The 25888-nt window shown below is 69.7% G+C and carries 20 protein-coding genes; 7 read left to right on the forward strand and 13 right to left on the reverse strand.

The window, feature by feature from the left end:
* The first annotated feature begins 4 nt into the window (after window positions 1-4).
* Window positions 5-1885 carry an ABC transporter ATP-binding protein gene (locus OOT46_RS25800; RefSeq protein ID WP_265406496.1) on the forward strand — a complete coding sequence of 627 codons (1881 nt, stop codon included), beginning with the start codon at window positions 5-7 and terminating at the stop codon, window positions 1883-1885.
* Window positions 1886-1909: 24 nt separating this feature from the next.
* On the opposite strand, the gene OOT46_RS25805 is transcribed toward OOT46_RS25800, so the two are convergent.
* The 3 genes from OOT46_RS25805 to lexA form a co-directional block, all read right to left on the reverse strand.
* Window positions 1910-2791 carry a hypothetical protein gene (locus OOT46_RS25805; RefSeq protein WP_265406497.1) on the reverse strand — a complete coding sequence of 294 codons (882 nt, stop codon included), beginning with the start codon at window positions 2789-2791 and terminating at the stop codon, window positions 1910-1912.
* 170 nt (window positions 2792-2961) lie between these two features.
* Complete coding sequence (locus OOT46_RS25810) at window positions 2962-3318, reverse strand: helix-hairpin-helix domain-containing protein (protein ID WP_265406498.1); 357 nt, start codon at window positions 3316-3318, stop codon at window positions 2962-2964.
* Window positions 3319-3386: 68 nt separating this feature from the next.
* Window positions 3387-4073, reverse strand: coding sequence for a transcriptional repressor LexA (gene lexA / locus OOT46_RS25815; protein ID WP_265406529.1), 687 nt, complete (start codon window positions 4071-4073; stop codon window positions 3387-3389).
* Between the two features lie 90 nt (window positions 4074-4163).
* Here lexA and OOT46_RS25820 point away from each other — a divergent pair, with 90 nt between their 5' ends.
* Window positions 4164-5123: an asparaginase gene (locus OOT46_RS25820; protein WP_265406499.1), complete on the forward strand. Its 960-nt coding sequence runs from the start codon at window positions 4164-4166 to the stop codon at window positions 5121-5123.
* Between the two features lie 52 nt (window positions 5124-5175).
* Here OOT46_RS25820 and OOT46_RS25825 read toward each other — a convergent pair whose 3' ends face one another.
* From OOT46_RS25825 to OOT46_RS25835, 3 genes are all read right to left on the reverse strand, one after another.
* Window positions 5176-5820, reverse strand: a complete 645-nt coding sequence (locus tag OOT46_RS25825) for a DUF4124 domain-containing protein (RefSeq protein WP_265406500.1) — start codon at window positions 5818-5820, stop codon at window positions 5176-5178.
* A gap of 219 nt (window positions 5821-6039) precedes the next feature.
* The gene (locus OOT46_RS25830) at window positions 6040-6465 is read right to left on the reverse strand and encodes an organic hydroperoxide resistance protein (protein WP_265406501.1); all 426 of its coding nucleotides are present in this window, start codon (window positions 6463-6465) and stop codon (window positions 6040-6042) included.
* Between the two features lie 129 nt (window positions 6466-6594).
* Entirely contained in the window at window positions 6595-7113 is a 519-nt protein-coding gene (locus OOT46_RS25835; RefSeq protein ID WP_265406502.1) for a MarR family winged helix-turn-helix transcriptional regulator, read from the reverse strand.
* A 117-nt stretch (window positions 7114-7230) separates the two neighbouring features.
* Between OOT46_RS25835 and OOT46_RS25840 the strand changes: the two genes are divergently transcribed.
* Window positions 7231-7998, forward strand: coding sequence for a class I SAM-dependent DNA methyltransferase (locus tag OOT46_RS25840; RefSeq protein ID WP_265406503.1), 768 nt, complete (start codon window positions 7231-7233; stop codon window positions 7996-7998).
* Window positions 7999-8046: 48 nt separating this feature from the next.
* On the opposite strand, the gene OOT46_RS25845 is transcribed toward OOT46_RS25840, so the two are convergent.
* From OOT46_RS25845 to queF, 7 genes are all read right to left on the reverse strand, one after another.
* Window positions 8047-10026 carry an ABC-F family ATP-binding cassette domain-containing protein gene (locus tag OOT46_RS25845; protein ID WP_265406504.1) on the reverse strand — a complete coding sequence of 660 codons (1980 nt, stop codon included), beginning with the start codon at window positions 10024-10026 and terminating at the stop codon, window positions 8047-8049.
* Window positions 10023-10898, reverse strand: coding sequence for a 50S ribosomal protein L3 N(5)-glutamine methyltransferase (gene prmB, locus OOT46_RS25850; RefSeq protein WP_265406505.1), 876 nt, complete (start codon window positions 10896-10898; stop codon window positions 10023-10025). The genes OOT46_RS25845 and prmB overlap by 4 nt, the downstream gene beginning before the upstream one ends.
* Window positions 10895-12046 (reverse strand): succinyl-diaminopimelate desuccinylase, encoded by a 1152-nt coding sequence (gene dapE, locus OOT46_RS25855; RefSeq protein ID WP_265406506.1) that lies wholly within the window; start codon window positions 12044-12046, stop codon window positions 10895-10897. The genes prmB and dapE overlap by 4 nt, the downstream gene beginning before the upstream one ends.
* A gap of 14 nt (window positions 12047-12060) precedes the next feature.
* Window positions 12061-13272, reverse strand: a complete 1212-nt coding sequence (locus OOT46_RS25860) for a PilT/PilU family type 4a pilus ATPase (RefSeq protein WP_265406507.1) — start codon at window positions 13270-13272, stop codon at window positions 12061-12063.
* 61 nt (window positions 13273-13333) lie between these two features.
* A complete protein-coding gene (gene dapD / locus OOT46_RS25865) occupies window positions 13334-14155 on the reverse strand; it encodes a 2,3,4,5-tetrahydropyridine-2,6-dicarboxylate N-succinyltransferase (RefSeq protein ID WP_265406508.1) in 822 nt (273 codons plus the stop codon).
* Between the two features lie 18 nt (window positions 14156-14173).
* Window positions 14174-15388 (reverse strand): succinyldiaminopimelate transaminase, encoded by a 1215-nt coding sequence (gene dapC / locus OOT46_RS25870; protein WP_265406509.1) that lies wholly within the window; start codon window positions 15386-15388, stop codon window positions 14174-14176.
* Window positions 15389-15457: 69 nt separating this feature from the next.
* A complete protein-coding gene (queF, locus tag OOT46_RS25875; protein WP_265406531.1) occupies window positions 15458-15889 on the reverse strand; it encodes a preQ(1) synthase in 432 nt (143 codons plus the stop codon).
* Window positions 15890-16115: 226 nt separating this feature from the next.
* Here queF and smc point away from each other — a divergent pair, with 226 nt between their 5' ends.
* The 4 genes from smc to ligA all read left to right on the forward strand — a co-directional run bounded on the left by smc (window position 16116) and on the right by ligA (window position 25877).
* Window positions 16116-19631, forward strand: coding sequence for a chromosome segregation protein SMC (gene smc / locus OOT46_RS25880; RefSeq protein WP_265406510.1), 3516 nt, complete (start codon window positions 16116-16118; stop codon window positions 19629-19631).
* Window positions 19632-19656: 25 nt separating this feature from the next.
* On the forward strand, window positions 19657-20733 hold the full coding sequence (locus OOT46_RS25885; protein WP_265406511.1) for a cell division protein ZipA C-terminal FtsZ-binding domain-containing protein: 1077 nt from the start codon (window positions 19657-19659) through the stop codon (window positions 20731-20733).
* Between the two features lie 268 nt (window positions 20734-21001).
* A complete protein-coding gene (locus OOT46_RS25890; protein ID WP_265406512.1) occupies window positions 21002-23656 on the forward strand; it encodes a hypothetical protein in 2655 nt (884 codons plus the stop codon).
* 145 nt (window positions 23657-23801) lie between these two features.
* Window positions 23802-25877, forward strand: coding sequence for an NAD-dependent DNA ligase LigA (gene ligA / locus OOT46_RS25895; protein ID WP_265406513.1), 2076 nt, complete (start codon window positions 23802-23804; stop codon window positions 25875-25877).
* Window positions 25878-25888: the final 11 nt, after the last annotated feature.

The raw sequence follows: 25888 nt of genomic DNA on the forward strand, positions 1-25888 counted from the left end.
TGCCATGCTGAACATCAAGGACCTGACCGTCGAGCTGGACTCCCATACTGGCCTGGTGCGGGCCGTCGACGCCCTCAGCCTGACGCTCTCGCGCGGCGAGACCTTCGCGCTGGTGGGCGAGTCCGGCTGCGGCAAGAGCATGACCGCGCTGGCACTGATGCGCCTGCTGCCCGAGAACGGCCGGGTGGCGGCGGGCCGCCTGGAGCTGGGCGAGGAGGAGCTGTTCGGGCTGCCCGAAGCGCGCATGCGCGCAGTCCGTGGCGGGCGCATCGCGATGATCTTCCAGGAGCCCTCGACCAGTCTCAACCCGGTGATGCGGGTGGGCGACCAGATTGTCGAGGCCATCGTCGCGCACACCCCGCTGCGCGGCACGGCAGCCCGCCAGAAGGCGATCGACTGGCTGCGCCGGGTCGGCCTGCCCGAGCCCGAACGGCGTATCGACGAGTACCCGTTCCGGCTCAGCGGCGGGCAGAAGCAGCGGGTGATGATCGCCATCGCGCTGGCCGGCGAACCGGACTTCATCGTCGCCGACGAACCGACCACCGCCCTCGACGTCACCATCCAGGCCCAGATCCTGGACCTGCTCAAGCAACTGCAGCGCGAGCGCTCGCTGGGGCTTTTGATGATCACGCACGACCTCGGTGTGGTGAGTGGCATGGCGCACCGGGTGGCGCTGATGTATGCGGGGCAGATCGTCGAGGTGGCCTCGGCGGAGGACTTTTTCGCGCAACCGCGCCATCCCTATGCGCGCCTGCTGCTGAGCGCCTTGCCCGACGCGAGCAAGCGGGGCCAGGCGCTGGCCGCGATCCGCGGCACGGTGCCACCGCTGTGGGGCGAGTTCCAGGGCTGCCGCTTCGAGCCGCGTTGCGACCGCGCGATGCCGCACTGCCGGTCGACCCTGCCAGCCATGGAGCGGCCGGCGCCCGACCACGCGGTGCGCTGCCTGCTGTATGCGAGCGACGCGCCGGAGCATGCGCCGGCCCATCCTTCGGCCGCCGCGGCGGCGGCCGCGCCCGACCTCGCGCCGGCGGCCCAGCCCGGCCAGCGGCCCGAACCGGGGGCGCCGCTGCTGCAGGTCGAGCAGCTGAGCGTGCGTTTCCCGATCCGCCGCGGCCTGCTGCAGCGGGTGCAGGGCCATGTCGAGGCGGTACAGGGTGTCTCGCTGGACCTGTGCGCTGGCGAGACCTTGGCGCTGGTGGGCGAGTCCGGCTGCGGCAAGACCACCACCGGCAAGGCCATCGTGCAGCTGTTGCGCGGCAAGGCGGAGATCGCCGGGCGGGTGCTGCTCAAGGGCGATGACCTCTTCAGCCTGGACGGCGACGCGCTGCGCGCGGCGCGGCGCCAGGTGCAGATCATTTTCCAGGACCCCTTCGCGTCGCTGAACCCGCGCATGCGCGTCTTCGAGATCCTCGAGGAGGGCCTGCTGTCACTGCGCCCCGAGTGGGACGCGGCGGCCCGCCGCGCCCAGGTCGAGAAGCTGGTGGGGCAGGTGGGGCTGAGGTCCGACGCCCTGACGCGCTATCCGCACGAGTTCTCGGGCGGCCAGCGGCAGCGCCTGGCGATCGCCAGGGCGCTCGCGGTGGAGCCGCAGCTGATCGTCTGCGACGAGCCCACCTCGGCGCTCGACGTCTCGGTGCAGGCCCAGATCCTCAACCTGCTGCGCGGGCTGCAGTCGGCGCTCGGCATCTCCTATCTGTTCATCACGCACAACATCGGCGCGGTGGAGTACGTGGCCCACCGCGTCGCGGTGATGAAGGAAGGCCGCATCGTCGAGAGCGGCAGCGTCGACGACGTGCTGGACCGTCCGCAGCATCCCTACACCCGCACCTTGCTGGCTGCCGTGCCACGCGTGCGCAGCCAAGCAGCCCCCCTCAGCGCCGTCTGACGCGGCGGTCCAAGAGGCCTGCCGTCAGACCGCGGCCACCAGCCGGCAGCCCGGCAGGCTGGTCTCGGCGGCACATTCAAGCGCTGCCAGCCGGTCCAGCTCGCGGCAGACCTCGATCAAGCTGCCGCTCAGCAAGGTGCGGCGGTGGTCGCTCGGGTCCTGCACCACACGCAGGTGGCGCGCCGGCGCCGGGCCCAGTGCCGGCACGCGCACGGTCGGTGCGGCGGCGCCGGGCTGCAGGTGCACACGCACCTCCCAGCGCCCGCCCTTGCCGGCGAACAGGCTGACACGCAGGTCGGCTTCGCTGTCGTCCCAGTGGGCCGACCAGGGCCGCACCGCGAACACCGTGGTGTGGGCGCGGCGCGCGGCGCGCTGCAGGTCGCGCAGTTCGGCTGTTTTCAGCTCGGGCAGCCACACGGCCAGCACGCCGCCGCGGCCGGCGCGCAGCCAGGACAGGGCGCGCGGCAGGGTTTCTGCGGCGGGGGCCGAGGCCTGCGTGGCCGCGCGGGCGCCGGGCGTGGCCATGCAACCTTGCGAGGGGTCGAACACGATGCCTTCCGGCTGGCCGAGCAGCGCGGTGCGCTGGCCGTGCGAGGCGGCGCTGCACAGCACCGGGCTGAGCAGGGCCAGTTCCGGATGACCGGGCTGGGGCGCCAGCACCTCGACCACACCGGCCGCCGGCCAGCCGCCCGCAGGCAGCACGGCGTCGAGCGCCGGGAAGCCGCTGGTCGCGACCGCGGTGCCGCGCTCGGCCACGGCGCTCGACGCCACATCGGCCAGCGGCAGCCACAGCTGCTCGCGCAGCCGGGTCCACCAGGACGAGCTGATCTTGCGCGCCGGGCGTGCTGGCCGGTCCGTGTCGGCGGCGGTCGCAGGGGTCGAGGGCTGGGTAGGGATAGAGGCCATGTCCGTCTCCGAAAATCAAGAACAAGTGCAATGACGTTCGGCAGGATTGGTCGGTCTGGAAGTCGGGCACGATCGGCCCGGCTTCCGGCTCGCTGCGCGGGGCTCACGAACTCGTGCTCGTGAAACGCCCGCCACCCGCGCAGCGGCCGGGGAGAAACGATGTGGGCTGCTCAGCCCGCCGGTGGGGCGGAGCCGCGGCGGCGAGGGCCGTCGGCGCCGGGTTCGGTGCCGCGCGCCTGGCCGTAGAGCAGCTTGCGCTGCGCGGTGTAGTGCCACCAGGGCGCCGCCGGTGCGCCGCGCATGAAATCGATCGCCGCCATGAAGGTGTCGAGCACGCAGGGGTCGTGGCGCTGCCCGGTGCGGGCGCACAGCTCGTGATAGAGCACCAGTGCGTCGCGGCCGATCAGGTCGCGCGGCGTGTGAATGCCCAGCAGCTCCAGGTCTTCCGCCAAGGCCGGGCCGATGTTGGGGATCAGCTCCAGCGACGCGGTGGCATGCAGGCAGTCGGTGTGGCGCAAGGCTTTCATCAAACGTCCTGGAGGGTGGTGGGGCAGCGTGAGGGCAGGGGGCAACGGCAGCGTGGCAAGGCTCCGGATCACATCAGCAGACTGTTGCGGATCAGCCCGACCGCGACACCCTCGAGCTCGAAATCCTGGTCGGGTTCGACCACGATGGTCTTGAAGTCGGGGTTCTCGGCGATCAGCTCGATGCTGCCGCGGGTCTTGCGGAAGCGCTTGACCGTCACGTCGTCGCCCAGGCGGGCCACGACGATCTGACCGTTTTTGGCTTCCTTGGACTTCTGCACCGCGAGCAGGTCGCCTTCGAAGATGCCAGCGTCGCGCATGCTCATGCCGCGCACCTTGAGCAGGTAGTCGGGCTGGCGCGCGAACATGTCGGCGCCGACGTGGTAGGTCTGGTCGATGTGCTCCTGCGCCAGGATCGGGCTGCCGGCGGCGACGCGGCCGACCAGCGGCAGGGCCAGCTGGGCGATGCCGGGCAGCGGCAGCAGGGCTTGCCGGCCCAGCCCCTGCAGACGCGACGCGTTGAGCGAGCGCAGTGTGTCAGACTTCAGGCGGATGCCGCGCGAGGTGCCGCCGACCAGCTCGATGGCTCCCTTGCGGGCCAGGGCCTGCAGGTGCTCTTCGGCGGCATTGGCGGAGCGGAAGCCCAGCTCGGTGGCGATCTCGGCCCGGGTGGGCGGAGCGCCGGTGCGCTCGATGGAGCTGCGGATCAGGTCGAGGATCTGCTGCTGGCGAGCGGTGAGCTTGGGGCTGTCGGGCATCTGCGGGTCCACGGGCACCTCGTGAAGGTTGAATCGATGCCGTACTGTTCAGGCATCCAGTAGCTGTATTTTTATCCAGTCTCGAGAAAAATGCAAAACCCAGAGCGCAGCATCGTCATCCTCGGCACCGGCGGCACCATTGCGGGCACCGCCGTCGAAGCAGGCGACACGATCGGCTACCGGGCCGCCCAGCTGGGCGTCGCCTCGCTGGTGCGGGACGTACCGGGCCTCGCGGGCCAGGCGCTGGAGACCGAGCAGGTGGCCCAGCTCGACAGCAAGGACATGGACTACGGGGTCTGGCAGGCGCTGGCGCGCCGCTGCGCGCATCACCTGGCCCGGCCGGAGGTGGGCGGCCTCGTCATCACCCACGGCACCGACACCCTGGAGGAGACCGCCTACTTGCTGCAGCGTGTGCTGGCGCCGTCCAAGCCGGTGGTGCTGACCGCGGCGATGCGGCCTGCCAGCGCCTTGCACCCGGACGGCCCGCAGAACCTGCTGGATGCGCTGAGGGTCGCGAACGAGCCGGGCGCGCGGGGGGTGCTGGCCGTGCTCGGCGGCACGGTGCATCCCGGCGCCGAGGTGCGCAAGAGCCACACCTACCGGCTCGACGCCTTCTGCTCGGGCGACGCGGGTCCGCTCGCCTATGTCGAAGCCGGCCAGTTGCGCCGCCTGCGCGAGTGGCCGCAGGGGGAGGGGCTGGGGCTGGACCTGCTGGAGCCGGAGGCGGCCGACTGGCCCTGGGTGGAGCTGGTCTCCAGCCATGCGGGTGCCGACGGGCGGGTCGTGAGCGCATTGCAGGCGCTGGGCGTGCAGGGACTGGTGGTGCTCGCGACCGGCAACGGAACCGTGCATGAGCGCCTGGAGGCCGCCCTGGTGCGGGCCCGGGCCGCCGGGGTGAAGGTCTGGCGCAGCACCCGCTGCGCGCAAGGCCGGGTGCTGGCCAAGCCCGGTGACCTGCTGCCCGATGCCGGGGCGCTGACGCCGTTCAAGGCGCGGGTGGAAGTGCTGCTGCAGCTCCTGCTCGAGGCGCGCCGACAGCACGGCGCATGAGGCGAGCATCGGCCCTGCAGTGGCCCGCGAGGCCGGCCGGGCCTCGGGCCTCTCACGCGGCCGAGCAGCGTTCCTGGTAGTTCGCCTCGAAGCGCCGCAGGTCGCCGCGCTCGCCCTCGGTCATCGTGGCCTCACGCGCCTTGCGCTTCGTCAAGGCGCCACGCAGTTCGGCGCATTGCTCGCGTCGACGCTCGACCTCGGCGCGTTCCCGGCGCACCGCGGCGGCGGCTTCCTCGCGCTGGCGGCTCTCGCTGCGATTGGCGTCGCGCGCTTGCTGCCATGCATCCGTCTCGCTGGCGCTGCACTGGCGCCGCCATTCGGCGTGCAAGTCGCTCTGGGTTTGATAGCCTACGCCCCGCGCTCCGGCGGTGCGGATGGCGTCGTGCAGTTGCTGGCAACGCGGGCTGAGGTAGGCGTAGTGATCGGGCAGCCGGTACTGCTGCGAGGAGTAGTAGTGGTTGCGCGTCGGGCTCGAGGGAGGGGTCCAACCCGAGGAATTTCCGTGGTGGGGTGGCGGCGCGACCGAGCCCATCCTCGCCCCCGGGCAGGGGCGATCGGACACGGTGGCCGCGCCGAAGGCGTCGCGACACCGATACACCTGTCCTTGGGCGCGGGCATCCGAGGAGAGGCCAGCGGCGGCGACGCCAAGGGCCAGCGCCAGTCCGGGTAGGGAGAGAAAAACGGTGGATGTCCTCATGACGCAACGACGCAACTCGAATCAATGCCGTCATGTTACTTAAAGATACTTCCAGAAACATCCCCTCGCTTGAAGGGATGCACCCCCGCGGTCCCGCAGCGCCGATCCGGCGAGCGGCGCTGCCGTCTGGAAGCGAAACAACCCGCTTGCGCGGGTTGTCGGGCGGCGCGGAGCGGTGACGCCATTGAGGCGGCACCGGCTCTTTCCCTGCGAGCAGACTCAGACGACGCTGAGACGCACCTCGATGTTGTTGCGGGTGGCGTTGGAATACGGGCACACCTTGTGCGCCGCCGCCACCAGGGCTTCGGCTTCTGCGCGGTCCATGCCGGGCAGCGAGACGGCGAGGTCGACCTCGATGCCGAAGCCTGCGGGGATCGGCCCGATGCCCACCTTGCCGGTGACCGAGGTGTCGGCCGGCAGGGGCTTTTTCATCTGCAGCGACACGAACTTCATCGCGCCCATGAAGCAGGCCGAGTAGCCGGCCGCAAACAACTGCTCGGGGTTGGTGCCCGCGCCGCCGGCGCCGCCCAGTTCCTTCGGCGTGGTCAGCTTGACATCGAGCTGGCCGTCGGAGGACACGGCCCGGCCGTCGCGGCCCCCGTTGGCGGTGGCTTGGGCGGTGTACATGACTTTGTCGAGTTTCATGGTGTGGCTCCTGAGTGGTTGAGCGTGGAGGGAAAGGTCAAAGGCAAGTTTGCCAGAAAGAAAGCGAGCTATTTAATTGGTCGCAATTGAAAAAAGAAGAGGTCGAAAGGGCAGGGACCATGGCGGACCTCAGGCGGCCTCGTCGTCGCGGCCGTGGACCGGCTCTGGGTGGGCCTGATGCAGGCTCAGGCGCTTGCGCAGGTCGTGCAGGCGCTGGCGCAGCTCGGTCATCTCGTCGAAGCTGCACTGCACCGCGCAGGACACCGCGCGCGGCACGTCCGCGGCGCGCTTGCGCAGGCTGCGACCGGCCGTGGTCAGCGTGATGATCACGCGGCGCTCGTCCTCGGCGGCACGGGTGCGCGTCAACCAGCCGCCGGCCTCCATGCGCTTGAGCAGCGGGGTGAGGGTGCCCGAATCGAGAAACAGCCGCTCGCCGAGGGCACCGACGCTCAGACCGTCCTGCTCCCACAGCACCAGCATCACCAGGTACTGGGGGTAGGTCAGGCCCAGCTCGTCGAGCAGCGGCTTGTAGAGCTTGGTCATCGCCAGCGAGGTCGAGTAGACGGCGAAGCACAGCTGGTTGTCGAGCTGCAGCAGCGCGCTGTCGGTGTCGGACAGGCCGGGGTGGGGGCGCTTGGGCGAGGACATGGCGCCAGTATAAGCCGCAATTTAATTGTGTGCAATACAAATCCGGCGCGAGAAGCCCAGCGCCTTTGTCGCCCTTCGCGGATCGAAGGCCCGGGCGCCAACACAATGAGCTCGCCCATGAACACGGACACCACCACCTTCTACGACGATCTCGCCCCGTTCTACCACCTGCTTTACGCCGACTGGAAGGCTTCGGTCGACGCGCAGGGGCGGGCGCTCGCGGAGCTGCTGCAGGCACTGGAGATCCCGTCCGGCGCGGTCGTCCTCGACGCCGCCTGCGGCATCGGCACGCAGGCCCTCGGCCTGCTGCAGCAGGGCTACCGGATGACGGCATCCGACCTCTCACCGGGCGCGGTCGAGCGGCTCGGGCAGGAGGCCTCCCGGCGCGGTCTCCGCCTGGAGGCGCGGGTCGACGACCTGCGCACCTTGGCCGGGCACGCCGGCCCGCCCCTCGACGCGGTGATCGCCTGCGACAACAGCCTGCCGCACTTGCTGTCCGACGCCGAGATCCTTCAGGCGCTGCGCAGCTGCCACCGCTGCCTGCGGCCGGGGGGTGTCGCAGTGTTTTCGGTGCGCGACTACGCCGTGATCGAGCGCAAGAGCCCGGATGTCCGGCCCTACGGGCTGCGCCGTGAGGGCGCCAGCCGCTTCCTGGCGGTCCAGGTGTGGGAGTGGGAGGGCGATCAGTACGAGGTGCGCATGTACCTCACCTCGGAGTCGGGCGAAGGCCGGTGCGAGACGCGTGTGCTCAAGAGCCGCTACTACGCCATCACGGTCGACCGGCTGGCGGACTTGATGCGCACCGCGGGCTTCGTCGATGTCGCGCGCCGGGATGACGTGCTCTTTCAACCGGTGCTGACGGGGCGCCGTCCGCCTGCGCCCTGAGCGCGCCAGGCGGCGGACTGAAGCACCGGGGGCCCGGAGGCCCGCCCCTCAGGCCAGCTGGTCGATCTGCTCGGACAGCTCCAGCCAGCGCGCTTCGAGTTCCTCGGTTTCCGTCGCGATGGCCTTGAGGCGCTGGCCGTGGGCGGCCAGCTGGGGCGGGGCGAGGGTGCCGGCCGCGAGCGTCTCTTCGATGCCGGTCTTCTCGGCGTTCAGCGCGGCCAGGCGCTGGTCGATGCGGCCCAGTTCCTGCTTGAGCGGCTTGACCTGCTCGGCGGCGCGCTGGCGCGCCTGCGCCTGGGCCTTGCGGTCCTCCCGGCGGTTGCCCGGAGCGATGGTCGAGGTGCTGGCCGGGGCGGGTGCGGCGACCGCTGGCGCTGGGGCGGCGGCCAGCGCCGGCGCCGCCTGCGTGGCGGCCTCGCGCTGCAGCTTGGCCTGGTCGAGCAGCCAACGCTGGTAGTCGTCCAGGTCGCCGTCGAAGGGGCCCACCCCGCCGCTGGTGACCAGCCAGAACTCGTCGCAGACCTCGCGCAGCAGCGCGCGGTCGTGGCTGACCAGCATCACGGTGCCCTCGAACTCGTTCAGCGCCATGCTGAGCGCCTCGCGGGTGTTGAGGTCGAGATGGTTGGTCGGCTCGTCCATCAGCAGCAGGTTGGGGCGCTGCCACACCAGCATGGCGAGCACCAGGCGGGCCTTTTCGCCGCCGCTCATCGTGCCGACCGCCTGGTTCACCATCTCGGCGACGAACCGGAAGCTGCCCAGGAAGTCGCGCAGCTCCTGCTCGCGCGCCGCGGGACCGACGTCCTTCGCCAGGCGGATCATGTGCTGCAGCGGCGATTCGTCGGCGCGCAGCACGTCCATCTCCTGCTGGGCGAAGTAGCCGATCGCCAGACCCTTGCCCTCGGTGATCTGGCCCGCGAGCGGCGGCTGCATGCGGGCGATGGTCTTGACCAGGGTCGACTTGCCCTGGCCGTTGGCGCCCAGGATGCCGATGCGCTGGCCGGCCAGCACCGAGCGGTCGATGTGGCGCACGATGGTGGTCTCGGCCCCGGTCTCCTCGTTGCGGTAGCCGCAGGACACGGCATCCAGCGCCAGCATGGGGTTGGGCAGGTTGAGCGGTTCGCGGAATTCGAAACTGAAGTCGGCTGCGGTGAGCACCGGCGCGAGCTTTTCCATGCGCTCCAGCGCCTTGACCCGGCTTTGCGCCTGCTTGGCCTTGCTGGCCTTGGCCTTGAAGCGGTCGATGAAGCGGCTCAGCTGGGCAATGCGCTCCTGCTGGCGCTCGAAGGCCGACTGCTGCTGCAGCAAACGCTCGGCACGCATCTGCTCGAAGGCGCTGTAGTTGCCGGTGTAGCGGGTCAGCTGGGCGTTGTCGAGGTGCAGGGTCACGCGGGTGATGGCGTCGAGGAACTCGCGGTCGTGGCTGATCACGAGCATCGTGCCCTCGAAACGCTTGAGCCAGCTCTCCAGCCACACCAGCGCGTCGAGGTCCAGGTGGTTGGTGGGCTCGTCGAGCAGCAGCAGGTCGGCCGGGCACATCAGCGCGCGCGCCAGCTGCAGGCGCATGCGCCAGCCGCCCGAGAAGCTGTTGACCGGCGCCTCCAGCTGGCCCGGCTTGAAGCCCAGGCCCATCAGCAGCGCCTGGGCCCGTGCCGGCGCGTCGAAACCGCCGGCCTCGTCGATCATCTGGTACGCCTCGGCGATGGCGTGGCCGTCGCCGCTGGCCTCGGCCTGCGTCAGTGCGGCGCGCGCCTCCATCAGCGGGGTGTCGCCCTGCAGCACGAAGTCGGTGGCCGAGTCCTCGGTCTCCGGCATGGACTGCACCACCTCGGCGATGCGCCAGCGCGCCGGGATCTCGGCGTCGCCGGCATCGGCCTGCAGCCGGTGCGTCAGCAGCGCGAACAGCGAGGACTTGCCGGCGCCGTTGCGGCCCACCAGGCTGGCCTTCTCGCCGGGATGCAGGGTCACGTTGGCGTCCTGCAGCACCACCTTGGTACCGCGCCGCAGGGTCAGGTTCTTGAGGGTGATCATCGGCCTTGGGCCTCCAGCAGGGCGGCGCGCGTCACCAGCAGCACCTGGTCTTCGCCGGCGCTGGTGTCCAGCCACACCGTCTCCAGCCGCTCGAAGGCGGCTTCGAAATGCGCGCGCTCGTTGCCGATCTCCAGCACCAGCACGGCGTCTTCGCTCATGCGCGACGGCGCCTGCTCCAGCAGGCGCCGCACCAGGTCCATGCCATCCGGGCCGCCGGCCAGCGCGAGCGCCGGCTCGGCCTGGTACTCGGCCGGCAGCGCGCCCATCGTGGTCGCATTGACGTAGGGCGGGTTGCACAGGATCAGGTCGTAGGGGCCGGGCAGGGCTTCGAGCAGGTCGCTCCGGACCAGCGTCACGCGCTCGGCCAGGCCGTGGCGCTCGACATTGATGCGGGCCACTTCCAGCGCCTCGCGCGAGAGGTCGGCGCCGTCCACGCGGACCTCGGGATAGGCCAGCGCCGCCAGCACGGCCAGGCTGCCGTTGCCGGTGCACAGGTCCAGCACCCGGGTCGTGCGCTCCGACAGCCAGGGGTCGATGCTGCCTTCGGCCAGCAGCTCGGCGATGAAGGAGCGCGGCACGATGCAACGCTCGTCGACATAAAAGGGCACGCCCTGCAGCCAGGCCTCGTGCGTCAGGTAGGCGGCGGGCTTGCGGGTGGCGATGCGCTGCTCGACCAGGGCCTCGGCGCGGGCCACCTGCTCGGGCGAGACCGGCTGCTGCGCGACGGCGTCCAGCCCGTCCAGGGGCAGCGAGAGGCTCCACAAGGTCAGCCAGGCCGCTTCGTCCAAGGCGTTGGTGGTGCCATGCCCAAACGAAACGCCCGCCTGGTCGAGGCGGGCGCTGTTGCGCTCGATGAGTTCCAGGAGCGTCATGCGATCAAACCTTCCAGGGTCTTGCGGTAGATGTTTTTCAGCGGCTCGATGTGGGCCACCTCGACGTGTTCGTCGATCTTGTGGATGGTGGCGTTGGTCGGGCCGAACTCGACCACCTGCGGGCAGATGCGCGCGATGAAGCGGCCGTCGGAGGTGCCGCCGGTGGTCGAGAGCTCGGGCGTCAGGTGGCATTCGCTGCGGATCGCAGCCGTCAGGGCGTCGCTCAGAGCGCCGGGCTCGGTCAGGAAGGGCAGGCCGCCGAGGGTCCACTCCAGCGCGTAGTCCAGGCCGTGCTTCTGCAGCACCGCCTCCAGCCGTGCCTGCAGCGCCTCCGGCGTCGAGGCGGTGGAGTAGCGGAAATTGAAGTCCACCGTCAGCGCGCCCGGGATGACGTTGGTCGCACCGGTGCCGGCGTGGATGTTGGACACCTGCCAGCTGGTCGGCGGGAAAAAGGCGTTGCCGGCGTCCCACTCGATCGCCGTCAGCTCGGCCAGTGCCGGCGCCGCCAGGTGGATGGGGTTGCGCGCCAGCTGCGGGTAGGCGATGTGCCCTTGCACACCGCGCACCACCAGCTTGCCCGAGAGCGAGCCGCGGCGCCCGTTCTTGACCATGTCGCCGAGCCGGTCCACCGAGGTGGGCTCGCCGACGATACACCAGTCGAGCCGCTCGCCGCGCTCCGTCAGCCATTCGCAGACCTTCACGGTGCCGTCGCGGGCCGGGCCTTCCTCGTCGCTGGTGAACAGCACCGCGATCGAGCCACGATGGTGCGGATGCGCGGCGACGAACTCTTCGATCGCCACCACCATGGCCGCCAGCGACACCTTCATGTCGGCGCTGCCGCGGCCGTAGAGCTTGCCGTCACGGTGGGTCGGTGTGAACGGGTCGCTGTGCCACTGTTCCAGCGGGCCGGTGGGCACCACGTCGGTGTGGCCGGCGAAGACCAGCGTGCGCGCCTCGCTGCCGGCGCTGCCGGCCCGCTTGGCCCAGAGGTTGGTGACGCGGAAGGTTTCGGGACCGCTGAGGAGGGTTTCACAGGCGAAACCCAGGGCCTCCAGGCGGCTCTTGATCAGGGCCTGGCAGCCGGCGTCCTCCGGCGTGACCGAGGGGCGGGCGATGAGTTCTTCGGCAAGGCGCAGCGTGAGCGACATCGGGGGCGGCTTCCTCAGCGGATCGAGCCGAAGCCGGTGGTGCCGAAGCCGGTGGTGCTGTAGCCGCTCGGGCGCTCCTCGCGCACGTCCAGCGTGATCTCGGTGAAGGACGGGCCGTCCTCGGCCTCCTCCTTCTTCGGCGTGGCCTTGGACTGGGCGGCGGTGTCGTTCTGCAGCCGCCACATCAGGTTGGTCGGCGAGTCGGCGTAGGTCAGGCCTTCCTCGCGGGTCACGCGGCCCTCGTTGATCAGGCGGGCGATGTCGATCTCGAAGGTCTGGGAGCCTTCGGCCATGGATTTCTCCATGGCTTCCTTGACGCCGGTGAGGTCGCCCTTCTCGATCAGCTCGGACACCAGCTTGGTATTGAGCAGCACCTCGACTGCCGGTACGCGGCCCCCGGACACCGCCTTGAGCAGGCGCTGCGACACCACGGCCTTCAGACCGGAGGCCAGGTCGGACAGCAGCGCCGGGCGCGCCTCGGGCGTGTAGAAGGACAGGATGCGGCTCATCGCGTGGTAGCTGTTGTTGGCGTGCATGGTCGCCAGCACCAGGTGGCCGGAGAGCGAGTAGGACAGCGCGGCGGTCATGGTCTCGCGGTCGCGGATTTCGCCGATCAGGATGCAGTCGGGCGCCTGGCGCAGCGCGTTTTTCAGGCCCACCTGCAGCGACTGCGTGTCGCGGCCCACCTCACGCTGGTTGATGACCGACTTCTTGTTCGAGAACAGGAACTCGATCGGGTCCTCGATGGTGAGGATGTGGCCGGTCACCAGCTGGTTGCGGTGCTCCAGCATGGCCGCCAGGGTCGTGCTCTTGCCGGTGCCGGTGGCGCCCACCATCAGGATCAGGCCACGCTTCTCCATCACCAGATTGGTCAGCACGTCCGGCACGTTGAGGCTGTCGATGGACGGGATCTCGCTGGGGATGCAGCGGAACACCGCGGCCACCGAGCCGCGCTGCTTGAAGGCGCTCAGGCGGTAGCTGGCGACGCCGGGCAGCACCAGGCCGATGTTGAGCTCGCCGGTTTCGTCGAGCTCTTCGAGCTGGGTGGGGGTGAGCAGCTCAGCCAGCAGTTGGCGCGGCTGCGAGGGCATCAGGGGCTGGTCGCTGACCTGCAGGATCTGCCCGTGGATCTTGATGAGGATGGGCGTCTTGGCCGACAGGTAGACGTCGGACGCCTTTTTCTCGGCCATCAGGCGGAGCACCCGCTCCATGTTGCCACCGCTCATCGCTTGTCCCCTCGTTGCTGGCTGCTCGTTGTCATGCCTGCTACTGCCCAGTTGCGTCGCCTCAGGCGCGCAGCAGCTCGTTGATGCTGGTCTTGGAGCGGGTTTGCGCGTCCACGCGCTTGACGATCACCGCGCAGTAGAGGCTGTACTTGCCGCCGTCGCGCGGCAGCGAGCCGCTGATCACCACCGAGCCGGCCGGGATGCGGCCATAACTCGTCTCGCCGGTGGCGCGGTCGTAGATCGGCGTGCTCTGCCCGATGTAGACGCCCATCGAGATCACCGAGTTCTCCTCGACGATCACCCCCTCGACGATTTCGGAGCGGGCGCCGATGAAGCAGTTGTCCTCGATGATGGTCGGGTTGGCCTGCAGGGGCTCCAGCACGCCGCCGATGCCGACGCCGCCGGACAGGTGCACGTTCTTGCCGATCTGTGCGCAGGAGCCGACGGTGGCCCAGGTGTCGACCATCGTGCCCTCGTCGACGTAGGCGCCGATATTGACGTAGGAGGGCATCAGAACGACGTTCTTCGCGATGTAGCTGCCGTGGCGGGCGACCGCCGGCGGCACCACACGCACGCCGGTGGCGCGCATCTCGTCCTCGCTGAGGTCGGAGAACTTGGTCTTGACCTTGTCGAAAAAGGCCAGGTCGCCGGAGCGCATCGCCGCGTTGTCGTTGAGGCGGAAGCTCAGCAGCACGGCCTTCTTGACCCACTGGTTCACCACCCAGCCGCCGTCGACTTTCTGGGCCACGCGCAGGCGGCCGGCGTTGAGCTCGTCGACGACCTGCTGGACGGTGGCGCGCACCTCGCTCGGGGCGGCCTTCGGCGAGAGGTTCGCACGGTCTTCCCAGGCCTGGTTGATGAGGGCTTCGATGTGTTGGGTCATGACAAAAGATCTTCGGTGTCAGGAGAGAGAACGGACGTAGGCCACGATGCGCTCGGCGGCTTCGACACATTCGTCGACCTCGGCCACCAGCGCCATGCGAATGCGCCCGGCGCCGGGGTTGACGCCATGCGCCTCGCGCGCCAGGAAGCTGCCGGGCAAAACCGTCACATTGTATTGAGCCAGCAGCCCGCGCGCGAACTCGAGCTCGGGGTTCGCGCCGTTGCCGGGCACCCGGGCCCAGAGGTAAAAACCGGCGTCCGGCAGCCGCACGTCCAGCACCTCGGACAGCATAGGCGTGACCCGGGCGAACTTGCTGCGGTATTTCTCACGGTTGTCGACGACGTGCTGCTCGTCGTTCCAGGCCGCGATGCTGGCCTGCTGCACCAGCGGGCTCATCGCGCTGCCGTGGTAGGTGCGGTAGAGCAGGAACTGCTTGATCAGCTGCGCATCGCCGGCGACAAAACCCGAGCGCATGCCCGGCACGTTGGAGCGCTTGGACAGGCTGGTCAGCGCGATCAGGCGGCGGAAGTCGCCACGCCCCAGCTTCAGCGCGGCTTCCAGCCCGCCCAGCGGCGGCTCGTCGCGGAAGTAGATCTCGGAATAGCACTCATCGGAGGCAATCACGAAACCGTAGCGGTCGCTCAGTTCGAAGAGGCGGCGCCATTCGTCCAGCCCCATCACCGCGCCGGTGGGGTTGCCGGGCGAGCAGAGGTAGAGCAGCTGCGTCGCGGCCCAGGTCGACTCGGGGATGCTGGCGAGGTCGGGCGCGAAGTTGCGGGCCGGGTCGCTGTTGGCGAAAACCACCCGGGCGCCGGCCAGCAGGGCCGCGCCTTCGTAGATCTGGTAGAAGGGATTCGGGCAGACCACCACCGGGCCGCCCTGGTCGCGGTGCTGATTCGGGTCGATCACGGTCTGCGCCAGCGCGAACAGCGCCTCGCGCGAGCCGTTGACCGGCAGCACCTGGGTGGCCGGGTCGAGCTGGACGCCGTAGCGGCGCGCCACCCAGGCGCTCATCGCTTCGCGCAGCCTGGGCTCGCCGGCCGTGGCCGGGTAGCTGGCCAGCCCCGCCATGGCGTCGCGCAGCGCGGCCTTGATCAGCTCGGGCGTCGGGTGTTTGGGTTCGCCGATGCCGAGGCCGATGTGGCGCAGTGCAGCATGGGGCTGGATATCGCGGGTAAGCTCGCGCAGCCGCTCGAAGGGATAGGGCTGCAGGCGGGAGAGCAGGGGGTTCATGGCGTGATTATCCCCGGCGGGCGCCCCGGCTGCAGCACGGCGAAACGGTGGTCGGAGGCCCGCGTCGGTTCAGCGCAGCATCCCCGATTCCTGCTCGTGGCGGGGCAGCTCGACCGGGGCCTGCGGCTGCCAGCCCTGCTGGCGGTGCTCGGCGACCACGTTGGTGTAGATGCCGCCGCGCACATACCACTTGGCGACGATACGGGCATAGCGCGGCTGGATGGTCCTGACGATGTCGTCGAGGATGTCGTTGGTCACCTTCTCATGGAAGGCGCCCTCATTGCGGAAGCTCCACATGTACATCTTCAGGCTCTTGAGCTCGATGCAGAGCTGGTCGGCGATGTAGTCGATGGTGAAATGGGCGAAGTCGGGCTGACCGGTCAGCGGGCAGTGGCAGGTGAACTCGGGGATCTGGAACTGGATCACATAGTCGCGCTGCGGCGCCGGGTTGTCGAAGACATGCAGTTCCTTCGACGGCGCCGACGGCGGGTTCACAGGCATCGGGCGCTGCTGCGGTGCCGGGGCGGCGGTCGCCTTGGCGGCTTTCTGGGCGGACTTGTCGGCTTTTTTGGACATGGCGTCGCGTCTGCGGGGGCGGTCTGTTCGGAGAAGGGGCGATGGTATCATCCCGCCTCGGTTGAACCTCGCCAAAACCCGGGAATCGCGAGGAAAATCAAACACTTATGAGAGCTGACCGCCGCACGGCTTCGACCGGTTCCCCCCACTCATGCGCCTGAATTCGATCAAGCTGTCGGGCTTCAAGTCCTTCGCGGAGCCGACCCACTTCCAGCTGCCCGGGCAGCTGGTCGGCGTGGTGGGGCCGAACGGCTGCGGCAAGTCCAACATCATGGACGCGGTGCGCTGGGTGCTGGGCGAGTCCAAGGCCTCCGAGCTGCGCGGCGAGTCCATGCAGGACGTCATCTTCAACGGCTCGGGCAACCGCAAACCCTCCAGCCGGGCCAGCGTGGAGCTGGTCTTCAGCAACGAGGACTCGCGCGCCGGCGGCCAGTGGAACCAGTTCAGCGAGATCGCCGTCAAGCGGGTGTTGACGCGCGACGGCACCTCCAGCTACTTCATCAACAACCAGCCGGTGCGGCGTCGCGACGTCCAGGACGTTTTCCTCGGCACCGGGCTGGGGCCGCGTGCCTACGCCATCATCGGCCAGGGCACGATCAGCCGCATCATCGAGTCCAAGCCCGAGGAACTGCGCATGTTCCTCGAGGAGGCCGCAGGCGTCTCCAAGTACAAGGAGCGCCGCCGCGAGACCGAGAACCGCCTCAAGGACACGCGCGAGAACCTGACCCGCGTCGAGGACATCCTGCGCGAGCTCAATGCCAACCTGGAGAAGTTGGAGCGCCAGGCCGAAATCGCTTCCCGCTACCGCCACCTGCAGGAGCAGGGCACGCTCAAGCTGCACCAGCTGTGGTTCCTCAAGCACCGCGATGCCGCGACTGAGGAAGAGCGGGTGCGCAAGGAGGTGCTGGAGGCCACCAACGCGCTGGAGTCGCGCCTGGCCGAGTTGCGCCATGTCGAGGCCGAGCTGGAGACCATCCGCCAGGCCCACTACACCGCCAGCGACGAGCTGCACGCGGCGCAGAGCGCCCTGTCGGAGGCCAGCCTCGAAGTGAGCCGGCTCGAGGAGCGGATCCGCTACGTGGTCGAGGGCCGGCGCCGCGTCGAGCAGCGCCTGGTCGAGCTGCGGGCGCAGAACGAGCAGTGGGCCGAGCGCCGGGCCCAGGCCGAGGGGGAGCTGGACACCATCGCCGAGCAGATCGCGATGGCCGAGGAACGCTCCGAGATCCTCGCCGCCCAGGCCGAGGAAGAGGCCGCCAACCTGCCCAGCCATGACGACAGCCTGCGCGCCGCCCAGCAGAAGGCCAACGAGCAGCGCAGCAAGGCGGCCGGCGTGCAGCAGCAGATCCAGCTGCTGGCCGCCGAGTCGCGCAATGTCGAGGAACAGTCACGCCAGTTCAGCCTGCGCCGCGAGCGCCTGGCCGCGGAGATCAAGGGGCTGGCCGCGCCCGACGAAGGCCGCCTGGCCGACCTGCAGCGTCAGCATGAACAGGCCGCCGAGGCGCTGGCGGTCGCCGAAGAGCGGCTGCACGAGCTGACCGAGCAGGTGCCGCAGCTCGACGAGGACCGCCGCCGCCGCCAGGAAGAGGTCAACGCCGAGTCGGCCAAGCAGGCCGACCTGGGCGCCCGGCTGGAGGCGCTGCGCGCCTTGCAGGAGAAAGTGCAGACCGAAGGCAAGCTCAAGCCCTGGCTCGCCAAGCACGGGCTGGAAGGGCTGCAGGGCTTGTGGACCCGGGTGCACATCGAGACCGGCTGGGAGACCGCGCTGGAGGCCGCGCTGCGCGAACGCCTCAACGCGCTGGAGGTCGGCCGTGTCGAGACCGTGCGTGCCTTCGCGATGGACGCGCCGCCGGCCAAGCTGGCCTTCTACACCCTGCCGCAGGCGGCCCTGTCCAACACCCACCAGACACTGCCGCGCTTGTCCGAGATGCTGCGGCTCAACGACGCCGGGCTCAAGGCGCTGCTGAACGACTGGCTGGAAGGCGTCTACACCGCGGGCTCGCTGGACCAGGCGCTGGCCGAGCGCGGCAAGCTGACGCACGGCGAGGTCATCATGACCCGCGAAGGCCATGCGGTCTCGCAGTTCGCCGTCAGTTTCTACGCGCCCGACTCCGAGCAGGCCGGCATGCTGCAACGGGCCCAGGAGATCGAGAACCTGGAGCGCCAGGTGCGCGCCCAGGCGCTCATCGCCGAGGACTCGCGCACGGCGCTGATACGGGCCGAAGCTGCCTACACCGAGGCCTCGCAGCGGCTGGGCGGTGCCCGGCGCGAGGCCACCGAGCTGCAGGGGCGCAGCCACCAGCTGCAGGTCGAGCTGCTGCGCCTGACCCAGCAGGCCGAGCAGACCGGCGCCCGGCGTGGCCAGATCGAGGCCGAGCTGTCGGAGATCGACGCCCAGCTGGAGGACCTGAACGAGCGCCGCGCCACCGGGGAGGCCCGCTTCGAGGAGTTGGACATGGCGCTGGCGACCGAGCAGGAGCGCCACGCCGAGTTGGAGGAGGCGGTGATCCAGGTCGAGCGCCGCCTGGCCCAGGCGCGCGAGCAGCTGCGCACGCTGGAGCGCGAAGCGCAGGAGGCGCAGTTCTCGGCGCGCGCGCTGGCCGCGCGGCGCGGCGAGCTGCAGCGCTCGATCGAGACGGCCGCCCAGCAGATCGCCACCAACGAACAGGCCGCTGCCCAGCTGCAGTCGGAGCTTGACAGCTTCAACGACGCAGCCGCGCAGGCGGGGCTGCAGGAAGCCCTGGCGCTGCGGACCGAGCGCGAGGCGGCGCTGGCAGCCAAGCGCAGCGAATACGACGACCTGTCGCTCAAGCTGCGGCGCGCCGAGGAGCAGCGCATGGAGTTCGAGCGCAGCCAGCAGCCGCTGCGCGACCGCATCACCAAGCTGCAGCTGGAGCAGCAGGCCGCCACGCTGGGCGGCGCGCAGTACATGGAGCAGCTGACGGCGGCCGGCGTCGACCTGGAGGCGCTGGCGCGCGGCATCGAGGACGGCGGCGTCAAGCTCTATGGCCTGCAGGGCGAGATCGACCGCATCAACCGCGACATCGCGGCGCTGGGCGCGGTCAACCTCGCGGCGCTGGATGAACTGACGGCGGCGCGCGAACGCAAGACCTTCCTCGACTCCCAGTCGGCCGACCTGAACGAGGCCATCGCGACGCTGGAGGACGCGATCTACAAGATCGACCTTGAAACCCGCGATCTTCTGAAGAAGACTTTCGACTTCGTCAACGAGCACTTCGGCCGCATGTTTCCCTCGCTGTTCGGCGGCGGCACTGCCAAGCTGATGATGACCGGCGACGAGATCCTGGATGCCGGCGTGCAGGTGATGGCCCAGCCGCCGGGCAAGAAAAACAGCACCATCCACCTGTTGTCGGGCGGCGAGAAGGCCCTGACGGCGATCGCGCTGGTGTTCGCGATCTTCCAGCTCAACCCGGCGCCGTTCTGCCTGCTCGACGAGGTGGACGCGCCGCTGGACGACGCCAACACCGAGCGCTATGCGAACCTGGTGAAAAGCATGTCCAGCGGCACGCAGTTCCTGTTCATCTCGCACAACAAGATCGCGATGGAGATGGCCCAGCAGCTGATCGGCGTGACCATGCAGGAGCAGGGCGTCTCGCGCATCGTGGCGGTCGATATGGAATCCGCGCTCGGCATGGCCGAGGCGGCGTAAGCATCTACAAAGGACATCAGGCCCCATGAGCAGCTTGCAAGTGGCACTGGCAGTACTGGGCGGACTGGTGCTGGCCGGCGTCGTCGCGCACGGCGCCTGGCAGTCGCGCAAGGCCGGCATCCGCCAGCCGCTGGTGCGTTCGCCCAAGGACCTGCCGCCCGCGATCGAGCCGAGCTTCGGCCCGGTCGAGATGCCGGACGGCGCCGCCGCGGCACCGGCCGAAGAAGAACATGCCTCGATCCCGCCGCTGATCCCTTCGGTGGCACTGCGCCGCCAGCACGGCGTGCGGCTCGACCCCTTGATCGATGCGATGGCGACGCTGGCCGTCGACAGCCGCGTCAGCGGCGACAACGTGCTGGCCCACCTGCCGCCGACCCGGCGCGCGGGCAGCAAGCCATTTTTCATCGAGGGGCAGAACGAGCAGAGCGGCGAGTGGGAGACGCCCCATCCGGGCCAGACCTACCGCCAGCTGCAGGCCGGCGTGCAACTGGCCAACCGCACCGGCGCGCTCAACGAGATCGAGTACTCCGAGTTCGTGCAGAAGCTGCAGGGCTTTGCCGATGCGATGGGCGCCGCCGCCGACTTCCCCGACATGCTGGACGAAGTGGGCCGGGCCCGCGAGCTCGACCAGTTCGCCAGTCAGCACGACGCCCAGCTGATCTGCCATCTGCTGAGCCGCGGCGCGGCCTGGGCGGTCTCCTACATCCAGCAGCACGCGGTGCGGCACGGCTTCGTGCCGGGCGTCGTGCCCGGGCGACTGGTCCTGCCGGCCCGCGAGGAAGGGGCGCCGCCCGTGTTGAGTCTGCAGTTCGATCCGCAGGCGGCCTTTGCCGAGGACCCGCACCTGGTGGCCGTGCGGCACGTCACCCTGTCCTTCGACGTGCCGCAGACGGCCGCCTCGGAGCAGCCCTTCCAGTCCTGGCAATCCAGCGCCGAAGCGCTGGCCCGCGACATGGAAGCGGTGGTCGTCGACGACAACCACCAGCCCTTGAGCCCGGCCGCTTTCGAAGCCATCGGCCGCGAGCTGGAGCAGCTCTATCGCACGCTGGAGGAGCGCGGCCTGGCGGCCGGCTCGCCCGCCGCCAGGCGCGTGTTCAGCTGAATGCTTGTGAAGCAAGGCCGGTCGTGCGCCGGCCCTGCAGCCGCGTGTTGCCAAGTCCGCGTGGCGCCCGGTCGCGCAAGCCCCTAACACATCCGGTTTCAAGCACCCCCTAGATCGGGGTCCCGTTGCCGCTCGGCAAGCACCCTGCCAACTTCTACACTGCGCCGCGTCGACCGTCACCGAGCAGCCGCTGACGAGCTGCGTGGCGTCCTGCTTCGGTGCTGCACGCGCACGCCCGGAGCCCCTTTCCTCCAGCAGGGAGTGCCTCTTGAAAAATCGTTTGCTGCGGTGGCTGGCCCATGCCCAGACTGCCGCCGTCGTTCTGGCTTTGTCCGCTTGCGGCGGGGGTGGGGGCGGCGACGCCCCCCCCGCGCCGCCGGCAACTGCCGCGGTGAGCGGCGTGGCGGTCAGCAGCGAAGGCTCGGCGGCCATCGCCGAGGCTCGCGTCACGGTGGCGGGCGCCGAAACCCGCACCGATGCCCAGGGGCGTTTCGTGCTCGAAGGCGTGCCGGCGGGCCAGCGTGAAGTGGTCAAGGTCGAGAAGGCCGGCTATGCCGACGGCTTCCTGGCCTTGGACCTGCTGGCCGGCGGCCGCCATGGCGGCGAGGTCCGGCTGGTCAAGGTCGGCAGGACGCAGACGATCGATGCTGCGCAGGCCAACGTGGTGACGGTGCCGGACAGCCCGGCGCGCGTCGACCTGCCGGCCGCCAGCCTGCAAGGGCCCAACGGCGAGGCGCCCAGCGGCCGGGTCACGGTCGAGCTGACACCGCTCGACACGGCGGCCGACCCGGGCAGCATGCCGGGCGACTACACCACCGACCAGGACGAGCGCATCGAGAGTTTCGGTGCGATGCAAGTGCGCCTGCGCGATGCCGAGGGCCGGCGCATGAACCTGAAGGCCGGCCAGGAGGCGACGCTGCGCATCCCGCTGTCTTCGCGCTCGCCGACGCCGCCGCCCACGATTCCGCTGTGGTACTTCGACGAGACCGCTGGGCGCTGGGTCCAGGAAGGCTCGGCGACCCTCCAGGGCACCGCGCCGAACCGCTACTACGAAGGCAAGGTCAAGCACTTCACCTACTGGAACGCCGACATCGTCCAGGACACGATTTATGTCTACGGCTGCGTCGCCGACAAGGCAGGCCGCCGGGTCGAGGGGGCGCATGTGCAGACCTATGGCATCGACTATTCCGGCACCGACTCGGACCTGAGCGACAGAGAGGGCGAGTTCAAGGTAGCGATCCGCCGCAACAGCCGGGCCACGCTGACGGCCCAGCGGCTCGATGGCGATGCCATGACGAGCATCATCGTCGGTCCGTCGGCGGAGGACATTCACCTCGACGAATGCCTGGTGCTGCCCGATACCGCCGTTGCACCGCTTGTCGTCGAGCAGCCCCTTGCGTTGACGACCACCGTGGGCGACCCGGCGTGGTTTCAGGTCACCGCTGTCGGTTCGCGACCGCTGAGCTACCAGTGGCAGCACGACGGCGTGGACATCCCCGGCGCGGTCTCGTCCTTCCTGTGGCTGCCGGCGACCGGCCCGACCGACAACGGCAAGTACCGCGTCGTGGTGCGCAACCCGATCGGCTCCGTCACCAGCGTGGAGGTCACGCTCACCGTGAAGGCGCTGCAGCCCCCGGTGATTGCCTCGCAGCCGATGGCCCGCAGTGTGACGGTTGGCGAGCAGGCCACCTTCTACGTGGTCGCCTCCGGTGGCTCGCCGACCTACCAGTGGCAACGCAACGGCGTCGACATTCCGGGCGCGACCACGGGCACCTACCGGACGCCGGCCACGACCTTGGCCGACAACGGCGCCAGGTTCCGTGTCGTGGTGCGCAATGCCGCCGGCGCGGTGACCAGCGCCGAAGCGGTACTGAGCGTCAAGGCGGCCCAGCCGCCCAGCCTGGAGGTCCAGCCGTTGCCCGCCACGGTGCCGGTCGGCGAACGGGCGACCTTCGCCGTCGTCGCCGCAGGCGGCAACTTGAACTACCAGTGGCGCCGGGACGGCCAGGCCATCGCCGGCGCCACCTCGGCCACCTACCAGACGGCGCCGGTGACGGCGGCCGACAACGGCGCCAGCTTCAGTGTGGTCGTCAGCAACGCGGCCGGCAGCGTCACGAGCAACGCCGCCGTCCTCACGGTGGGTGGTAGCCCCACCGACGAGACGATCAAGCTGCTGCGGCTGGTGAATCTCGCCTTCCAGGTGTACGAGGCGGCCAGCGCGCCGATGATCTTCGCCAAGGACGACACCTTGTTGGCGCTCGACCCCGCGAGCGTCTGCAGCTCAGGCTCCGCCGCGGTCTCGATGCAGAGCGGCGCCTTCCCGGTGGGGCAGGTGCTGCCGATGCAGGGCCAGCTGACGGCCGCCTTCAGCGACTGCGTGAGCGCAGGCACCCGGTATTCGGGCACGGTGGGGATGAACTACAACATGACCTCCCTGGATCCCGGGGTCGGGTCGATGTCGGCGCTGCTCAACGCGGCACGCCTGCGCAGCACCGGCGACGTGGGTGCGTCCGAGCGCGACTTCACCGTCACCGGTGGCGCCGAGGCGAGCTTCACCAGCTCGACCAGCGGCAGCGAGCGCACCGGCCGCGCGACCTTGAAGATCCATGCGTCGACGACCTTGCTGAACAACCTGAGCGCGATCACCGCGACCTTCCCGGTGATCAACACCCTGGTCATCGATGTCGTGGAGGACACTGCGTCCGGCGATCCCAAGCGCATGCGCACCCAGTACCAGAACGTCACCTTCGACGTGCAGGGCGAGCGCTACACCGCCAGCGGCGAGCTGACCACCGTGTTCGCGATCGGCGGCGGCGCCAGCGGCGAAGTCGTGCTGCGCCGCGGCGGGGTGGTGGTTGGCAAGATCATCGGCACGGCCGGGGGCCTGCAGTTCGAGGTGGACGGGAAGCCGATTCCGTTCTGAGACCGGCCAAGGGAACCAAAGGTGCCGCCCGCGTGCGGCCCCTTTTTTCATGGGCTCCGCGGTCGCTGCGGACGCCGGCAGCCCGCCGACGGCATCTCGTGGCATGCTCCTGGCTTTGCAGTCCTTTCCTCGTCTTCCGGATCGCATGGCTTCCAACTCCTCCCTCTCGCGCGACGCGGCCCTGGCGCGCGCCGCCGAGCTGCACACGCAGCTGCACCACCACGCCTACCGCTACTACGTGCTCGACGCGCCGGAGATCCCCGACGCCGAGTACGACAAGCTGTTCCAGGAGCTGCAGGCCCTGGAGGCCGAGTACCCCGAGCTGCAGACACCGGACTCGCCGACCCAGCGTGTCGGTGGCGCACTGCTCGACGAGCTGCAGAGCGTGCCGCACCGCGTGCCCATGCTGTCGATCCAGACCGAGACCGACACCACGGCCGAGGGCGCACGTGCCTTCGACGCGCGCATTCGCAAGCGCCTGGGCTTGGCGGCCGAGGCGCCGCCGGTGGACTATGCGGCGGAACTCAAGTTCGACGGCCTGGCGATCAGCCTGCGCTACGAGAATGGCCTGCTGGTGCGTGCCGTCACGCGCGGCAACGGCGAGCAGGGCGAGGACGTCACCGCCAACATCCGTACCATCGGCCAGATCCCGCTGCGACTGCAAGGCCAGGGCGTTCCTCCGGTGCTGGAGGTGCGCGGCGAGATCTACATGCGGCGCGATGCCTTCGAGCGGCTCAATGCCCGCCAGCGCGAGGCGGGCGAGCGCACCTTCATCAACCCGCGCAACACCGCGGCCGGCGCGGTGCGGCAGCTCGACCCCAAGATCACCGCACAGCGCCCGTTGTCGTTCTACGCCTACGGGCTGGGCGAGGTCGTCGATTGGACGCAGGCCCCCGAGACCCACAGCGGCACGCTGGACGCGCTGGCGGCCTTCGGGCTGCCGGTCAGCGCCGAGCGCGCGGTGGCGTCCGGGGCCGAGGGCCTGGTGGCCTTCCACCAGCAGGTCGCGGCCAAGCGCGACGCGCTGCCCTTCGACATCGACGGCGTTGTCTACAAGGTCAACAGCCTGGCGCTGCAGCGCGAGCTGGGGTTTCGCAACCGCGAGCCGGTGTGGGCCGTGGCGCACAAGTACCCGGCCCAGGAGCAGATGACGACGGTGCGCGATATCGACGTGCAGGTGGGCCGCACCGGCAAGCTGACGCCGGTCGCCAAGCTGGCGCCGGTGTTCGTCGGTGGCGTGACGGTGACCAACGCGACCTTGCACAACCAGGACGAGATCTCGCGCAAGGACGTGCGCATCGGCGACACGGTGATCGTGCGGCGTGCCGGCGACGTCATTCCCGAGGTGGTGTCCGTGCTGCTGGAGATGCGTCCGCCCCAGGGCACGGCCAGCGAGCCCTGGGACCTCTACAAGCGCCTGGAGGGCAAGTGCCCGGTGTGCGCTTCCGACATCGTGCGCGAGGAGGGTGAGGTCGACTATCGCTGCACCGGCGGGCTGTTCTGCGGCGCGCAGCGCAAGCAGGCCATCCTGCACTTCGCCCAGCGCCGCGCGATGGACATCGAAGGCCTGGGCGACAAGCTGGTGGAGCAGCTGGTGGACCAGGGCCTGATCCGCACGCTGCCCGAGCTCTACACGCTCGGGGTGGCGAAGCTCTCGGCGCTGGAGCGCATGGCGCAGAAGTCGGCCCAGAACATCGTCGACGCACTGGAGCAGTCCAAGCGCACCACCTTGCCGCGTTTCCTGTTCGGCCTGGGCATCCGCCATGTTGGCGAAGCCACCGCCAAGGACCTGGCGCGGCATTTCGGCCAGCTGGACCGCATCATGGACGCGAGCGTCGAGCAGCTGCTGGAGGTCAACGACGTCGGGCCGGTGGTGGCGCAGAGCATCCACACCTTTTTCGAGCAGCCGCACAACCGCGAGGTGGTGGAGCAGCTGCGCGCGGCCGGTGTGAGCTGGGAGGAGGGCGAGGGCAGCGCCAGCAGCGCGCCGCGGCCGCTGATGGGCAAGACGCTGGTGCTGACCGGCACCTTGCCCACGCTCTCGCGCGACGAGGCCAAGGACATGATCGAGGCGGCCGGCGGCAAGGTGGCCGGCTCGGTCTCCAAAAAGACCGACTACGTGGTGGCCGGCGCGGAGGCGGGCAGCAAGCTCGCGAAGGCGCAGGAGCTGGGCCTCACGGTGCTCGACGAGGATGGTTTGCGGCAGCTGCTGCAGGGCTGAGGGGAGCAGGC

It is taken from the genome of Aquabacterium sp. A7-Y (assembly GCF_026153205.1).
Taxonomy (GTDB): domain Bacteria; phylum Pseudomonadota; class Gammaproteobacteria; order Burkholderiales; family Burkholderiaceae_C; genus Caldimonas.

Coding starts and splice junctions, on each gene's coding strand:
- OOT46_RS25800 (WP_265406496.1), top strand. CDS start 5: ATGCTGAACATCAAGGACCTGACCGTCGAGCTGGACTCCCATACTGGC.
- OOT46_RS25805 (WP_265406497.1), bottom strand. CDS start 2,791: ATGGCCTCTATCCCTACCCAGCCCTCGACCCCTGCGACCGCCGCCGAC.
- OOT46_RS25810 (WP_265406498.1), bottom strand. CDS start 3,318: ATGAAAGCCTTGCGCCACACCGACTGCCTGCATGCCACCGCGTCGCTG.
- lexA (WP_265406529.1), bottom strand. CDS start 4,073: ATGCCCGACAGCCCCAAGCTCACCGCTCGCCAGCAGCAGATCCTCGAC.
- OOT46_RS25820 (WP_265406499.1), top strand. CDS start 4,164: ATGCAAAACCCAGAGCGCAGCATCGTCATCCTCGGCACCGGCGGCACC.
- OOT46_RS25825 (WP_265406500.1), bottom strand. CDS start 5,820: ATGAGGACATCCACCGTTTTTCTCTCCCTACCCGGACTGGCGCTGGCC.
- OOT46_RS25830 (WP_265406501.1), bottom strand. CDS start 6,465: ATGAAACTCGACAAAGTCATGTACACCGCCCAAGCCACCGCCAACGGG.
- OOT46_RS25835 (WP_265406502.1), bottom strand. CDS start 7,113: ATGTCCTCGCCCAAGCGCCCCCACCCCGGCCTGTCCGACACCGACAGC.
- OOT46_RS25840 (WP_265406503.1), top strand. CDS start 7,231: ATGAACACGGACACCACCACCTTCTACGACGATCTCGCCCCGTTCTAC.
- OOT46_RS25845 (WP_265406504.1), bottom strand. CDS start 10,026: ATGATCACCCTCAAGAACCTGACCCTGCGGCGCGGTACCAAGGTGGTG.
- prmB (WP_265406505.1), bottom strand. CDS start 10,898: ATGACGCTCCTGGAACTCATCGAGCGCAACAGCGCCCGCCTCGACCAG.
- dapE (WP_265406506.1), bottom strand. CDS start 12,046: ATGTCGCTCACGCTGCGCCTTGCCGAAGAACTCATCGCCCGCCCCTCG.
- OOT46_RS25860 (WP_265406507.1), bottom strand. CDS start 13,272: ATGAGCGGTGGCAACATGGAGCGGGTGCTCCGCCTGATGGCCGAGAAA.
- dapD (WP_265406508.1), bottom strand. CDS start 14,155: ATGACCCAACACATCGAAGCCCTCATCAACCAGGCCTGGGAAGACCGT.
- dapC (WP_265406509.1), bottom strand. CDS start 15,388: ATGAACCCCCTGCTCTCCCGCCTGCAGCCCTATCCCTTCGAGCGGCTG.
- queF (WP_265406531.1), bottom strand. CDS start 15,889: ATGCCTGTGAACCCGCCGTCGGCGCCGTCGAAGGAACTGCATGTCTTC.
- smc (WP_265406510.1), top strand. CDS start 16,116: ATGCGCCTGAATTCGATCAAGCTGTCGGGCTTCAAGTCCTTCGCGGAG.
- OOT46_RS25885 (WP_265406511.1), top strand. CDS start 19,657: ATGAGCAGCTTGCAAGTGGCACTGGCAGTACTGGGCGGACTGGTGCTG.
- ligA (WP_265406513.1), top strand. CDS start 23,802: ATGGCTTCCAACTCCTCCCTCTCGCGCGACGCGGCCCTGGCGCGCGCC.